Raw genomic sequence first — 14,502 nt, 5'->3', positions numbered from 1 at the left:
AAGTATCCCTGCAAGGCGATCTTTTTTTGTGTGCGCTGGAAGCGGTATAAATTCGTCGTTCCACCTCATACTATGACGAGCTATATCTTGATGGGGGGATTTAATATGAACTATATGAACGAAGAAGCGCAACCGCAGCAAGAGCCTATATCCGATGAAAAGAAGAAGCAAAATTCAATCGTAGAGACGATTCAGCAATTAGGACAAACCACAACACCTGCATCCGAATCAAATATATTTTGCATGACGATTATTGGTCAAGTGGAAGGACATATCGTATTACCGCCGCAAAATAAAACAACAAAGTATGAGCATCTCATTCCACAGCTGGTTGCCGCAGAGCAGAATTCAAAGATTGAAGGGATCCTTATTGTTCTTAACACAGTAGGCGGCGATGTGGAAGCGGGACTTGCAATAGCCGAAATGATCTCCTCATTATCCAAACCAACCGTAACCCTTGTTCTTGGAGGCGGTCATTCCATTGGGGTTCCAATTGCAGTGGCAGGCAACATGTCCTTTATTGCTGCGACAGCTACAATGACGATCCATCCAATCCGCCTGAATGGTCTTGTGATTGGTGTTCCTCAAACTTTTGAGTATCTCGATAAAATGCAGGAGCGAATTTTACGATTCGTTACAATGCATTCCAATGTGACAGAAGAAACCTTTAAAGAGCTGATGTTTAAGACAGGTGAATTGACAAGAGATATCGGTACGACAGTTATTGGTTCTGATGCGGTTAAACATGGACTGATTGATGCTGTTGGCGGCTTGGGAGATGCCCTGAGAGAACTTAACCGTCGGATCTCAGAACAGAAATCTGCTCCTCAAACGGGGGTATATAACTAATGACGATCTATACGATTATGCCGCTTGAAGCCGTGCTGGACGGATTAAATACGGAGCCGGAGGCTTCTCATGAGGTATGGGTTAACGGCGTATATATGCAAGTGCAGCCAATTGCGCCAGGTATGGGTAAAATCGTCCGCCTGCTCCAATGCTCCTTGGATGATTACCTCAGGCCAGAGCTTACACCAGGCAATGTCGTCATGTTCGGACATCCTCCGACGTCATAAAATACGTACAAAGGTTCTTATCTCCGTTAGTAACATATGGTATAATGTTACCCAGAGGTGACGAATCATTGGCTAAAAAACGACGGAAAAAGAAATCGATAGCGACTCACTTAAAATATGAAGTTTATGGGATTTTATTAATTACAGTGTCGGTTATCGCAATGTCGGGGGAAGCAACGGTTGGCCGCTCATTGTCCAAGCTGTTTGGCTTGTTCCTTGGCAAGTTTTATTTTGTATTGGCGCTAGTTGGCATATATGTAGGATTAGTTGTTATGGTCAAAAGGGCTTGGCCGCGTGGTTGGACAAATCGGCGGACAGGCCTGCTTGTGTTTGTGCTTGCATTGACCTTATCCAGCTCCATCGCAGAAATTGACCGTAAGCTGCTGCCAGTAACAGAGCTGAGTGGAAGGGAGATTCTGCATCAGTTAAGTTTGGATGTGAAGGATGAACTCCTGTCATTTGACAGCACAGATACCCGGCCAATTAGCCAACGGGCAATTAGCGGTGGATATGTTGGTGCAATGGAATATTCGATGCTGTACTCGTTATTCGGCTACTTCGGTTCGAAGCTTATCGCAGGTGTCATGTATGCCATCGCGCTTATGCTGCTAACAGGCAAATCTTATGTGGAATTAGCACGAATCGGGAGAGACCGGAGTATACGGGTGTATAAGCTGCTGTCTGCCAAATGGTCGAAAGGTGCATCACTTCGAAGTGCATCCAACAAGACATCGAAGACGGTTAAGCCGCCGGTATTTGTTCAGTCCGATGCCATCGATGACGATGAGGATGACGATTATGCGGCATCCATGCCGCCAAGAAGAAAGAAGTCGTTATTTTTCTCCTGGAGGAATCAAGAACAGCCAAGTCAGCAAGAGCCGCCGACTTCACAGGATGACTGGTCCATGAATGACGAACATTATAGCGGTGGTCATGATAATGCTGTCAAGCCTCATTGGGCGAATGCTGAGGCGTGGGAAGAAGAATGGGATCGTAATGGGGAACAAGTGAATGCTGCAATAAAACAAGAAGATGATACCCCGCCTTGGGAGCAGCAGCCAGAACAGCAGCGTTCTGTTCCGGTATATCCTGTTTATAACGAATTTGAGGAAGTTGATGTGCCAGAGGTTATAACAAGGATTGTACCTCGTGCAGATACATACGATGAAGAAGAGCAAGAGGAGTTTACACCGATTCCTGCTGAGCCAGTGCAATATACGGATGACCTCAATAACGAGGAGTTTGATCCGGGCTTAGGTGAGGAACTTGATGGTGATGACTTGAAAGAAGAGGCGGCAGGTGAGAATAAACCTAAACCAGCAGCCCCAACACCTAATCCTGTATCGGATATCCCGGCCAAGAAGCCGTATTTACTGCCACCATTCTCTTTACTGTCTAAGCCAAGCATGATGGGAAGAGGCGGTGATGGTACGGATGCTATCGATTCAAAGCGGAAGCTTGAGGCAACGCTAGAAAGCTTTGGCGTACGAGCGAAGGTGCTTGATGTGGTTAGAGGGCCCGCGGTTACACGCTACGAGGTTCAACCTGCCACAGGTGTGAAAGTAAGCCGTATTGTCAGCTTAACGGATGATATTGCCTTAGCGCTGGCAGCGAAGGATATTCGGATGGAAGCGCCGATTCCAGGCAAATCTGCTATCGGGATTGAAGTGCCGAACATGGAAGTGTCCGTCGTTACGATGCGTGAAGTCATGGAGACAACAACATTCCATAATGCACCTTCCAAGCTGTCGATCGCTTTTGGCCGTGATATTTCGGGTCAGCCGATTATCGGCAACCTGGCAAGAATGCCCCATTTGCTTGTAGCAGGAGCAACAGGTTCAGGTAAATCCGTCTGTATTAACGGGATCATTACAAGTATTTTGTACAAAGCCGCTCCGGATGAAGTGAAGTTCCTAATGGTCGATCCGAAGATGGTCGAGTTAAATGTCTATAACGGTATTCCGCATTTGCTGGCACCGGTTGTGACCGATCCACGGCGTGCTGCACTTGCTCTGAAAAAGATTGTAGTTGAGATGGAGAAGCGTTACGAATTATTCTCCAAGTCCGCTACGCGTAATATTGAGGGTTATAATGCCTTAATGGCCGAAAATCCAAAGGCTTTACTTCCATATATCGTCGTAATTGTTGACGAGCTTGCCGATCTTATGATGGTAGCATCTAATGACGTTGAGGATTCGATTGCAAGGCTTGCCCAAATGGCTCGTGCGGCGGGTATCCATCTCATTATCGCTACACAGCGCCCTTCGGTTGACGTTATTACAGGTGTAATCAAAGCGAATATTCCTTCACGGATCGCCTTCGGGGTATCCTCACAGGTCGATTCGCGTACCATTCTTGATATGGTTGGTGCAGAAAAGCTGCTGGGTCGAGGGGATATGCTTTACCTGCCGGTTGGCATGTCCAAGCCGATTCGTGTCCAAGGTGCCTTCTTGTCTGATCAAGAAGTGGAGGCGCTTGTCGAGTATGCAAGAGGACAAGCTGAAGCGGAATACAAAGAAGATTTGGTGCCCGAAGTGGAGGAAGAATCGACAGACCCTAGTGAAATAGTGGATGAGCTTTATGATCAGGCCGTACAAATCGTTGTTGAAGCGAAGCAAGCTTCTGTTTCCCTTCTGCAGCGCCGTATGCGTGTCGGTTATACAAGGGCAGCAAGGCTTGTTGATCAGATGGAAGCACGCGGTATTGTTGGCCCTTATGAAGGCAGTAAGCCGAGGGAAGTATTGATGTCAATTGAGCAATATCAAGCGAGCCGCATCCCATCCTAGAGGGATTGCATCCAATAGTTGATGAATAGAAGCAGGAATCCCTTCTCATACTAGAGTTAGGTAACGCAGCTAATCGCGGACTAACTTGCAAGAGAAAGGCAGATTCCTAATGAAAAATCGATTAATTGTCGTGACCACCATCCTTGTAACCATATTGTTCGGAATGTATTCCCTTCAGCGGTACACACAAGATGGTGCAGAAGCAACGTTCAGTAACGCTACAATTACGGTAGGTTCCTCCGGTCAGGATGTATATGAGCTGCAGGGAAGGCTCAAATATTTGGGCTATTATAATGGTGCGATCGACGGCAGTTTTGGTACAAAAACGAAAAATGCCGTTACATGGTTCCAATGGAAATTCGGAATGAAATCCGATGGTGTAGTTGGAGCAAAGACCAAGCTGAAGCTGTGGGAAGCAACAAAGAGCTGGAAACCAACAGCTGCAGATTCAGGCAGCAACTCTTCCGGATCGGGCAGCAGTAACAACGGCTCTGATTCTGGCTCCTCGAATTCGGGCAGCTCAGGAAGTACACCTTCCAAATCAAATAACCTTGGATTTTCTGAAAGCGATTTGAAAATCATGGCGAATGCCGTGTATGGTGAATCACGCGGGGAACCTTATGAAGGTCAAGTTGCTGTTGCTGCGGTTATCTTGAACCGCGTGAAGTCACCAAGCTTCCCGAATACAGTATCGGGCGTAATATTCCAGCCACTTGCATTTACTGCGGTTGCTGATGGACAAATTTGGCTGACTCCTAATGAATCGGCTCGTAAAGCTGTACAGGATGCCATAAATGGCTGGGATCCGACTGGCGGATGCACGTACTATTTCAACCCGGAGACAGCTACATCCAAGTGGATTTGGTCTAGACCACAAGTGAAAACGATTGGCAAGCATATCTTCTGTATGTAATGACGAGAAGCAGCCTTTCTGCCCTAGGCAGGCAGGTTGCTTCTTCCATTTCGTATCGGTTAGAATGGTATAGGAAGCAAGAAAATGGAATACATTACTATATTCCATTTCACTCGGAAGGAGCAAACGTAGTGACATTATTCGAAAGAGGGCAAATAGGCCGAATTAGGTTACATGTGCTGCCAACAAAACGTTTCAAGACGTTTGCAATATCGTTATTCGCAGGACTGCCTTTATCTGAAAACGCTGTAACAAAGACCGCGCTTGCCCCATTTGTATTACGCCGCGGTACGGTGTCTACACCAGAGACAAAAGCTTTCCGTGAGAGGCTTGATGATTTATATGGCGCCGGTTTCGGCTTTGATGTATATAAGAGAGGCGATTCGCAGATCGTTCAATTCCGTATGGACGTTATTAACGATCATTTTGTATCGTCTGATGTACCGCTGCTCAGTTCTTCCTTGCGTTTTCTTGGAGAGGTCGTTACAGAACCAGTAACAGAGGATGGGGCTTTCCGCCGCAAGTATGTTGATGCAGAGAAGCAAACATTGACCAAGCGGCTTGAATCTATCGTTAATGATAAAATCCGTTATGCGGCAGAACGCTGTATGGAGGAAATGTGTGCAGATGAGCCTTACCGACTGCATCCGCTGGGTAAACTTGATGAGATTGCATCGATCACACCTGAATCTCTGTACAGTCAATATAAACAGTGGCTAAGTGAAGCTGCATTCGACCTATATGTAGTTGGTGATACCTCTTTGGAAGAAGTGAAGGCGTTAGCGCAGGAAGCTTTCCGAATCGAAGAAGGGACACCAGCAAGCTACTCTACACCTTCTATTTCGCATGAAGTACGGAATGTGAAAACGATCGTGGAGCGAATGGATGTCAATCAAGGCAAGCTGAATCTGGGGCTTCGGACTAATGTTGGTTACGGAGACAAAGACTATGCCGCTTCCTTAATGTATAACGGTATATTGGGAGGCTATCCTCATTCGAAGCTGTTCCTGAATGTTCGGGAGAAAGAAAGCTTGGCCTATTACGCAGCATCAAGGCTTGACGGACATAAGGGCTTGCTGACCATTCAGTCTGGTATTGAAATCGAGAATTATGAGAAGGCAGTGACGATTATTAAGCAGCAGCTTGAATCTATGCGTCAAGGCCAGCTTACTGATCTTGAACTGAATCAGACGAAAGCCATGATTGCGAATCATCTTAGAGAGTTGCAGGATTCGGCTTATGAGATGATCGCTTATGATTTCAATGCGGTGTTATCCGGCAAGGAAAGAACCGCTCAGCAGCTGCTTGATCAGATAGAAGCCGTAACGGCAGACGATATCGTTCGAGTTGCGCATTTGGCTCAGCTAGATACGATTTACTTTTTACGTGACCAGAAGGAGGCGTAACAGCAATGGAGACGCTCGATTACAAAGGCGTTCAAGAAACGCTATACCGCGAAGTGCTGGATAACGGCCTCGAAGTGATCGTACTGCCGAAGGAAGGCTTTCAGAAGACGTATGCTACATTTGCAACGAAATACGGCTCTGTAGATAATCAGTTCGCAGTAGGTACGGAAGACATTATTCGTGTGCCAGACGGTATTGCCCATTTCCTAGAGCACAAGATGTTCGAAGAGCCTACAGGCGATATTTTCGCTACTTTTGCTTCACAAGGTGCATCCGCAAATGCATTTACCAGCTTTGACCGAACCGTTTATTTATTCTCCGCAACCGAGCAAATTCCGGCTAACCTGGAGACCTTGATTGATTTTGTGCAAAATCCTTACTTCACGGATACTAATGTCGATAAGGAAAAAGGCATTATCGCTCAAGAAATCAACATGTACAAAGACAATGCGGATTGGCGCGTATACTTTGGCCTCATCGATGCCATGTATCATAACCATCCGATTCATATCGATATTGCAGGTACGGTGGAGTCAATCTATCAGATCGACAAGGAAACGCTGTATCGCTGCTACGAAACGTTTTATCACCCGTCTAATATGCTGCTCTTTGTCGTCGGCGGGGTAAAAGCGGATGAAGTATTTGAGCTTGTTCGTAATAACCAGGAAGGCAAGACGTTTAGGCCGCAAGGGGAAATAAAGCGTTTCTTCGAAGAGGAACCGCAGAGCGTGAAGATTCCGCGGAAGGTAACGAAACTTCCTGTATCGCTCCCGAAAGTGATGTTCGGCTTTAAAGAAAAGCAAACAGGACACACCGGTGAAGCGCTGCTTCGCCATGAAGTGACGACCAAACTTATGCTTGATGCTTTGTTTGGTGCGAGCACAGCCTTGTATCAAGATTTGTATGAGCAAAATTTAATATCTGATTCCTTTGGAACAGAATTTAATGTAAGTACGGATTATGCCTTTTCCGTCATCGGCGGCGATACGCCAAATCCAGATGAATTACTGAACCAGATTCGAACAGCTGTAGAAGAAGCGCTCCGTACAGGAATTGAGCCGGCAACCTTCGAACGTTCGAAGAAGAAAAAAATCGGCGGATATTTACGAATGCTGAACTCCCCTGAAGCAATTGCTGGTGAATTTACACGTTATCGGTTCCGTGACAGCGATATGTTTGATTTGCTGTCCCTGTATGAGAACTGTACACTGGAGCAAGTCAATGAACGGCTCCGCGAGCATTTTGACTTTAATCAACTGGCGGTTTCGATCGTGGAGAAACCAGACGACCAACCGGTTTCATGAAGACAATTAAAGAAATGACGGTGTTAATTACCGGGGGAAGCCGGGGCATCGGCGCTGCCATCGCGCAGCGCTTTGCCGCGGAAGGACTTAACATCGTCATTCATTATCGTGAATCACATGAAGCGGCTAATGAAACAGCACGTGCCTGCATGAGATTTGGGGCTAACGTGATGACTATATCCGCGGACCTGCGTTCCCGTGAGCAGCTTCTTCGCATGAAAGAGAAGCTTGAAGCCCATGACATGCTTCCGGACATTCTCGTTAATAATGGCGGTATTTCCCATTATGGTATGCTGATGGATGTGACGGAGCAGGAATGGGACGATGTGATGGCGGTTAATTTGAAGGGTATGTTTTTATGCAGCCAAATTTTTATGCCGAATATGATTGCGAACAGATTTGGCCGAATTATCAATGTATCGTCAATTTGGGGAATAGCTGGCGCATCCTGTGAGGTTCTTTATTCTACAACCAAAGGCGGCATGAATGCCTTTACAAAGGCTCTCGCCAAAGAGCTTGCACCATCCGGTGTTACCGTTAACGCAGTTGCTCCAGGTGCGGTGGATACAAGGATGATGAGCAGCTTCAATGAGGAAGAGAAGGCAGCTTTGGAACAGGAAATTCCGCTCGGTCGTTTTGGACAACCTGATGAAGTGGCTTCCCTTGTTTATTTCTTGTCTTTACCGGAATCCTCTTACATAACAGGTCAAATCATAAGTCCTAACGGCGGCTGGCATACTTAAAATCATGGTATAATCCGTTTCGCCCAGGCGCAGAATAACATTTGTTGAGCGTAATTCACTTACCTCTTCTCAAATTGTTCTTATTCCAGGAGGCGAACCTAAATGTCCAACGTCCTTTCTAACTTCGACAATTGGAAAGAGTTTTTGTCGGATCGCGTAGCTCAAGCCAAAACTAACGGGATGTCGGAAGACACCATTAAAAATTTGGCGTATGAAATCGGATCCTTCCTTGATGAAAAGGTCGATCCTAAGAATGAACAGCAACGCGTGCTGAAGCAGCTTTGGGATGCGGGCGATGAGAACGAACGCAAAACCGTAGCTGGTTTGATGGTCAAATTGGTCGAAACAACCTAATTGATGGCATCTTGCAGAAAAGCCTCCCAAATTGGAGGCTTTTCTGCAATGTCTATGTATAGGTTGCAGGAATGTGGCGAAAATTGTAGAATAAATTTTTATAAGCGATTCAATCGATTGGGATTGGTGACAACAAGGGACGGTGTGAAATGGGATCAAAGCAGCAATATTATATGGAGTATAAAATACATAAGAACAGGCCGGGCCTGCTCGGTGATATCGCATCACTGCTTGGGATGCTTGAAGTAAATATTATGACCATAAACGGTGTAGAGGATCGTACACGGGGGATGCTGCTTCAGACTGACGACGAAGAGAAGATCGTGCTGCTTGGCAAAATGCTTCAGAAGGTCGATAATATTACAGTCAACAAGCTTCGTACGCCAACAATCGTTGATATATTGGCTGTTCGTCATGGACGTTATATCGAAAGGGATTCCGATGATCGTAAAACGTTCCGTTTTACAAGGGATGAACTTGGTCTCTTAGTTGATTTCCTTGGTGAAGTATTCAAACGGGACGGCAATCAGGTGATTGGGCTTCGCGGTATGCCTCGTGTAGGTAAGACGGAATCGATTATTGCGGGCAGTGTTTGCTCCAATAAGCGGTGGACCTTTGTATCGTCAACGCTGCTCAGACAAACCGTAAGAAGTCAACTCTCCGAAGATGAGATGACGGATAACAATATCTTTATCATTGACGGTATTGTCAGCACAATCCGCTCAAATGAGAAGCATTACTCTCTGCTGCAGGAGATCATGGCGATGCCATCTACTAAAGTGATTGAGCATCCGGACATTTTTATTAAGGAATCGCAATATGACTACAGCCATTTTGATATGATTATTGAGCTTCGTAATACACCAGACGAAGAAATTACATATGAATCATTTACAGCAAATTATTCTGATAATGAATTCTAGCAGAGAGGAGTAGACACCATGTCAGATTTAGGAGCGTTGCTGCGTCAAGCAAGGGAAGAACGCGGATTAACGCTTGAGGATGTTCAGGAAACGACGAAAATACGCAAACGCTATCTGGAAGCAATCGAAAGCGGCGATCACAGCGTGCTGCCCGGAACCTTCTATTTACGTGCTTTTGTTAAAAACTATTGTGAAGCTGTTGGCCTAGATGCAGATGAAGTGCTGCGTCTCTATCAGCATGAGGTTCCTGCCTCGGTGACCGATCAGATTGTTGAAGCGGTACCAGCCAGACAGCCAAAGCGGGTTCAAACACGCTCATCGGAACGGATTAGCAAGCTCAGCTTCAACGTGATGATGTGGTCGTTCTTGATCTTGATCGTCGTTGTTGTATGGGTTTATTTCGTTAATAACAAATCCAGTGATACAAAAGAAATGGATGATACCAATATTACGGATCAGGCATCACCGCCTGCTGAGACCCAATCGCCGGACACGTCGAATGGCGGTACAAGTACTGGAACTCCAACTTCGACACCTACGCCAACACCAAGTCAAGACCCAACTACGCTGACATTCTCGTCTAAGATCGGTAAGGTGGATCATTATGACGTCGCTCCGGCAGGCGTGCTGCATAAAGTGGAGATCAAAGTCTCCGGCGGAACAAGCTGGACAGAAGTGCGTAAGGGCAGTAAGGACGGCGAAGCTCTGATTTCGAAAAATACAGAGGATGGATCTGTTCTCACTTATGATCTTGATCAGCCGCTTTACATTAACGTGGGTCGTGCAGACCTCAGTGCCATCACAGTTGACGGCGTAGCCATTAATGATGGCGACCGTGCCGGCTCGAAGAAAATCCAGCTAAACCCTGCTGAGGGTGCTGAAGGGACAGAGGGAACACAAAGCCAAAGTCCTGATAATACATCAACACCTGGGGATACAGCAGACACAGATAACCAACAAGGAACGGAATAGAACAAAGGGAGAGTTGTTTAAAGATGAGTTCAGAAAGTTCATTTGATATTGTATCGAAGATGGATATGCAAGAATTAAACAATGCCATTACACAAGCGGAACGCGAAATCGAGACGCGTTTTGACTTTAAAGGAAGTAAGAGCAGCATCAAGCTTGAGAAGGAAGAACTTATCATTGTTTCCGATGATGATTTCAAGCTGGAGAGTGTTCTTGATATTCTGAAGTCGAAGATGGCTAAGCGCGGCGTTCCGATTAAAAACCTGGAGTATGGCAAGGTCGAATCGGCTTCTGCACATACCGTTCGTCAAAAGATTAAGCTCAAGCAAGGTATTGAGCAGGATGATTCCAAGAAAATTAATATTCTTATTCGCGATTCCAAGCTGAAGGTGAAGAGCCAAATTCAAGGCGACCAGATCCGTGTAACCGGAAAAAGCCGAGATGATTTGCAGGCTGTTATGGCTTTGCTTCGCGGTGCGGATTTGAAAATCGAGCTGCAGTTCACGAACTACCGTTAATACGCCTTAATCCGGCCCTTCGCTGACGCTCCACGCGGCGGTTGAAGGGCTTTCGAACGATGATGCTTTCGTGTTTTGACACAGGAAATGGCATGTATTATACTAGTTGATAGCTTTTGGAAACGATCCGGGGGACATACAAATGACAGTACAAGCAATCATGCATCATTGCAGGAACAGGGCTAAACGCAATTCGGATTTGACCGGGGGTGTAAACAAATGAACCTGGCGAATAGGATAACGCTGGCTAGAATTATTTTAGTGCCGATCATTATGGTATTTCTGCTCGTCAATATTGATATTAAGCCGCTTGAGTTCGGCGACGATTACTCCATTACATACAATCAGATCATAGCGGCTATCATCTTTATCATAGCGGCAAGTACTGATGGGCTCGATGGCTACATCGCACGTAAGAACAAGATCGTAACGAATCTTGGGAAACTGCTTGATCCGCTTGCAGACAAACTGCTTGTTGCGGCTGTCCTGATCTCACTTGTGCAGATGGACAAGCTTGCGGCGTGGATGGCGATCGTGATTATCAGCCGTGAATTTGCTGTAACAGGTTTGCGTCAGATTGCTCTGCTTGATGGCAGTGTTATGGCTGCGAGCACTTGGGGCAAGTGGAAGACTGCCGTTCAAATTACGATGATTATTTCGCTCTTGCTTAACAACTTTCCGTTCTCGTTCATCGATTTTCCGTTTGACGAGATCATCAGCTGGCTGGCCGTTCTGATTACGGTGTATTCCGGTTTTGATTATTTCTTCAAGAATAAACATTTGATTCCTGTGCAATAAACATAAGTAATGATAAAGCATCTTTCCTGAAGAGGAGAGGTGCTTTTGCTTCCTAATGCTAAAAATCAAGGGGGAAATCGAATGAAAGCGGAAATTATTGCAGTTGGTACGGAGCTGCTGCTTGGTCAGATTGTAAATACAAACGCACAGTACTTGTCAAGAAAGCTTGCTTCGTTTGGCATTGATGTTTACTTCCAAACGGTAGTTGGCGATAATCCCGCCCGCATTCGTGAAGCAATTGAGATCGCGCGTGAACGTGCAGATTTGCTCGTCTTTACTGGTGGTCTTGGTCCTACTCAGGATGACTTGACGAAAGATGTGCTCGCAGCATATTTGAATCGGGGGCTGTCTATCCACCAGCCATCCATGGAAAAGATCGAGCACATGTTCAGCTCCCGAGGCATTCATATGGTGGAGAGCAATAGGCGGCAAGCGTTGATGATTGATGGCTGTGTACCAATCGATAATGAAGCGGGACTCGCCGTTGGGAATGGACTCTCTGAAGAGGGGACACATTATTTGCTGCTTCCTGGTCCACCGCGTGAAATGAAGCCGATGATTGAAGGCCCGGGTGCAGAGTGGCTGCGATCTATCCTTAGTACGGAAGAGCCGCTGTATTCACGGATTCTTATGTTTGCAGGTATTGGCGAATCTACGCTTGAAGCGAAGCTTATTGATCTTATCGAAGCACAGTCTGATCCTACTATTGCTCCTTATGCGAAGGAGGGTGAAGTAGCGATCCGTGTGTCAACGAAAGCGGCTAATGAAGCAGATGCAACGGCAAAGCTTGATAAAACCACCGCGGACATCATGCAGCGTGTAGGTCAACACTTATATGCAAGAGAAGAGATCACTTTAGAAGAACAGGTGGTTCAGCTCCTTAGGGCTTCCAGAAGAAAGCTTTCGACAGCGGAGAGTATAAGCGGAGGACTGCTAGCGGAGCTAATTACCGGCATTCCTGGCAGCAGCGGCGAATACTCAGGTGGTGTCGTCACCTATACAAACGAAATGAAGCATAAGCTGCTTGGCATTCCAATGGCCCAACTGGAGGGTGATGGAGCACCAGGTGCGATCAGTGAGTCCACTGCTGCGATGATGGCTGAGCGAGTGCGTCAGATTGGTGATTCCGATTTTGGTGTATCTTTAACGGGTGTTGCAGGTCCGGCTCAAGCGGAAGGCCATCCGGTAGGGCTCGTCTACTATGCCGTTGCAGAGCGTGGCAAGCCGACGGCGGTCTTTACCGGCCACTTCTCGGGTACTCGTGCGATTATCCGGATTCGAGCTGTTAAAGCTGCGTTATATCAATTATGGCTTAAACTAAGCGAACAGTAATTTGTCGGATTAACGTGAAAAAGCTTGCCTGATTGTACCAATTCCGTTATAATTGTCACTATACGGAAGAACCGTGGCGAAGATTACTTTGCTGCGGTTTTTTTATGTCTATTTTTAAAAGCTACTTAAGATGAGGAAAGCCGTTTTATCTTAGGAATGAAAGGACGTGGAAATAAAAAGACGAATGTATGTTCGAAAAAAAGCTTGGCTTTTGACTAGAAACAAGGTATCATACAATTATAAATGAATGAAGGATGTGAGTGGCTTGTCGGATCGTCGTGCTGCTTTAGAGATGGCTTTACGTCAAATTGAGAAGCAATTTGGTAAAGGTTCCATCATGAAATTAGGAGAATCCACACATATGCAAGTTGAAACCGTGCCGAGCGGTTCCCTTGCTTTAGATATTGCACTTGGAATTGGCGGTTTGCCGAGAGGTCGTATTATCGAGGTTTATGGACCGGAATCTTCCGGTAAAACAACAGTTGCCCTTCACGCGATTGCGGAAGTACAACGTATTGGCGGACAAGCAGCGTTTATCGATGCCGAGCATGCGCTCGATCCATCGTACGCCAATAAACTTGGCGTTAACATCGATGAGTTGCTGTTGTCTCAACCAGATACAGGCGAGCAAGCACTTGAAATTGCAGAAGCTCTCGTACGCAGCGGCGCGGTTGATATTATCGTTATCGACTCCGTTGCGGCTCTTGTACCAAAAGCAGAGATTGAAGGCGACATGGGTGATTCCCACGTTGGTCTGCAAGCACGTCTGATGTCGCAAGCACTTCGTAAATTGGGCGGCGCAATCAGCAAGTCGAAGACAATTGCAATCTTCATCAACCAATTGCGTGAGAAAGTCGGCGTTATGTTTGGTAACCCAGAGACAACACCAGGCGGACGCGCACTCAAGTTCTATTCTTCCGTTCGTCTTGATGTACGCCGTATTGAAACAATCAAACAAGGCAACGACATGGTCGGTAACCGTACACGTATCAAAGTCGTTAAGAATAAAGTTGCTCCGCCATTTAAGCAAGCTGAGGTCGATATTATGTACGGTGAGGGCATTTCGAGAGAAGGAAGCCTTGTCGATATTGGTACAGAGATGGACATCGTTCAGAAGAGTGGAGCATGGTTCTCCTACAACGGTGATCGCTTAGGTCAAGGCCGCGAGAATGCGAAGCAGTTCTTGAAGGACCATCCGCAGATCGCTGCAGTAATCGAGAAGCAAATCCGTGAACAAAGCAATTTGTCTGCTACGGCAGAGCCAGCTGACTTCTCAAAAGATGATGACGATGATTTCGATGAGTCGGAACTTGATGATTAATAATTCAACTTTCGCAGCTATGAATCCATACTGCGGAAGTTAAGTTAATAGCTTAGGAG

Annotated in this window: 14 protein-coding genes; all 14 read left to right on the top strand. The window is 46.2% G+C overall.

Translation table 11 applies throughout. The annotated features are described in order from the left end of the window. Nucleotides 1-114: 114 nt before the first annotated feature. The 14 genes from FHS17_RS22415 to recA all read left to right on the top strand — a co-directional run bounded on the left by FHS17_RS22415 (nt 115) and on the right by recA (nt 14,443). Nucleotides 115-849, top strand: a complete 735-nt coding sequence (locus FHS17_RS22415; RefSeq protein WP_208420520.1) for a ClpP family protease — start codon at nt 115-117, stop codon at nt 847-849. Continuing rightward, nucleotides 849-1,076, top strand: coding sequence for a YlzJ-like family protein (locus FHS17_RS22410; protein ID WP_167280697.1), 228 nt, complete (start codon nt 849-851; stop codon nt 1,074-1,076). Before FHS17_RS22415 ends, FHS17_RS22410 begins: the two co-directional genes overlap by 1 nt. A gap of 68 nt (nt 1,077-1,144) precedes the next feature. Next, the gene (locus FHS17_RS22405) at nt 1,145-3,862 is read left to right on the top strand and encodes an FtsK/SpoIIIE family DNA translocase (protein ID WP_167280696.1); all 2,718 of its coding nucleotides are present in this window, start codon (nt 1,145-1,147) and stop codon (nt 3,860-3,862) included. 109 nt (nt 3,863-3,971) lie between these two features. Further along, complete coding sequence (gene sleB, locus FHS17_RS22400; protein ID WP_167280695.1) at nt 3,972-4,775, top strand: spore cortex-lytic enzyme; 804 nt, start codon at nt 3,972-3,974, stop codon at nt 4,773-4,775. Nucleotides 4,776-4,906: 131 nt separating this feature from the next. Further along, nucleotides 4,907-6,181 carry an EF-P 5-aminopentanol modification-associated protein YfmF gene (gene yfmF / locus FHS17_RS22395; protein ID WP_341805896.1) on the top strand — a complete coding sequence of 425 codons (1,275 nt, stop codon included), beginning with the start codon at nt 4,907-4,909 and terminating at the stop codon, nt 6,179-6,181. A gap of 5 nt (nt 6,182-6,186) precedes the next feature. After that, a complete protein-coding gene (gene yfmH / locus FHS17_RS22390; RefSeq protein WP_167280693.1) occupies nt 6,187-7,485 on the top strand; it encodes an EF-P 5-aminopentanol modification-associated protein YfmH in 1,299 nt (432 codons plus the stop codon). Beyond that, on the top strand, nt 7,482-8,228 hold the full coding sequence (gene ymfI / locus FHS17_RS22385; RefSeq protein WP_167280692.1) for an elongation factor P 5-aminopentanone reductase: 747 nt from the start codon (nt 7,482-7,484) through the stop codon (nt 8,226-8,228). The genes yfmH and ymfI overlap by 4 nt, the downstream gene beginning before the upstream one ends. Nucleotides 8,229-8,330: 102 nt before the next feature. Beyond that, on the top strand, nt 8,331-8,582 hold the full coding sequence (locus FHS17_RS22380) for a DUF3243 domain-containing protein (RefSeq protein ID WP_167280691.1): 252 nt from the start codon (nt 8,331-8,333) through the stop codon (nt 8,580-8,582). Between the two features lie 149 nt (nt 8,583-8,731). Then, nucleotides 8,732-9,505: a DUF3388 domain-containing protein gene (locus FHS17_RS22375; protein WP_167280690.1), complete on the top strand. Its 774-nt coding sequence runs from the start codon at nt 8,732-8,734 to the stop codon at nt 9,503-9,505. An 18-nt stretch (nt 9,506-9,523) separates the two neighbouring features. Continuing rightward, a complete protein-coding gene (locus FHS17_RS22370) occupies nt 9,524-10,477 on the top strand; it encodes a helix-turn-helix domain-containing protein (protein ID WP_167280689.1) in 954 nt (317 codons plus the stop codon). 23 nt (nt 10,478-10,500) lie between these two features. Further along, on the top strand, nt 10,501-10,992 hold the full coding sequence (locus tag FHS17_RS22365; protein WP_167280688.1) for a YajQ family cyclic di-GMP-binding protein: 492 nt from the start codon (nt 10,501-10,503) through the stop codon (nt 10,990-10,992). A gap of 219 nt (nt 10,993-11,211) precedes the next feature. Next, nucleotides 11,212-11,790, top strand: coding sequence for a CDP-diacylglycerol--glycerol-3-phosphate 3-phosphatidyltransferase (gene pgsA / locus FHS17_RS22360; RefSeq protein WP_167280687.1), 579 nt, complete (start codon nt 11,212-11,214; stop codon nt 11,788-11,790). Nucleotides 11,791-11,871: 81 nt separating this feature from the next. Further along, entirely contained in the window at nt 11,872-13,122 is a 1,251-nt protein-coding gene (locus tag FHS17_RS22355) for a competence/damage-inducible protein A (protein WP_167280686.1), read from the top strand. Nucleotides 13,123-13,387: 265 nt separating this feature from the next. Further along, complete coding sequence (gene recA, locus FHS17_RS22350) at nt 13,388-14,443, top strand: recombinase RecA (protein ID WP_167280685.1); 1,056 nt, start codon at nt 13,388-13,390, stop codon at nt 14,441-14,443. Nucleotides 14,444-14,502 lie beyond the last annotated feature (59 nt).

This window comes from Paenibacillus lupini (genome assembly GCF_011761355.1).
GTDB classification, from domain to species: domain Bacteria; phylum Bacillota; class Bacilli; order Paenibacillales; family Paenibacillaceae; genus Pristimantibacillus; species Pristimantibacillus lupini.
Note: the sequence above shows the minus strand (reverse complement) of the source record. Positions and strands in the feature narration are given on the sequence as shown.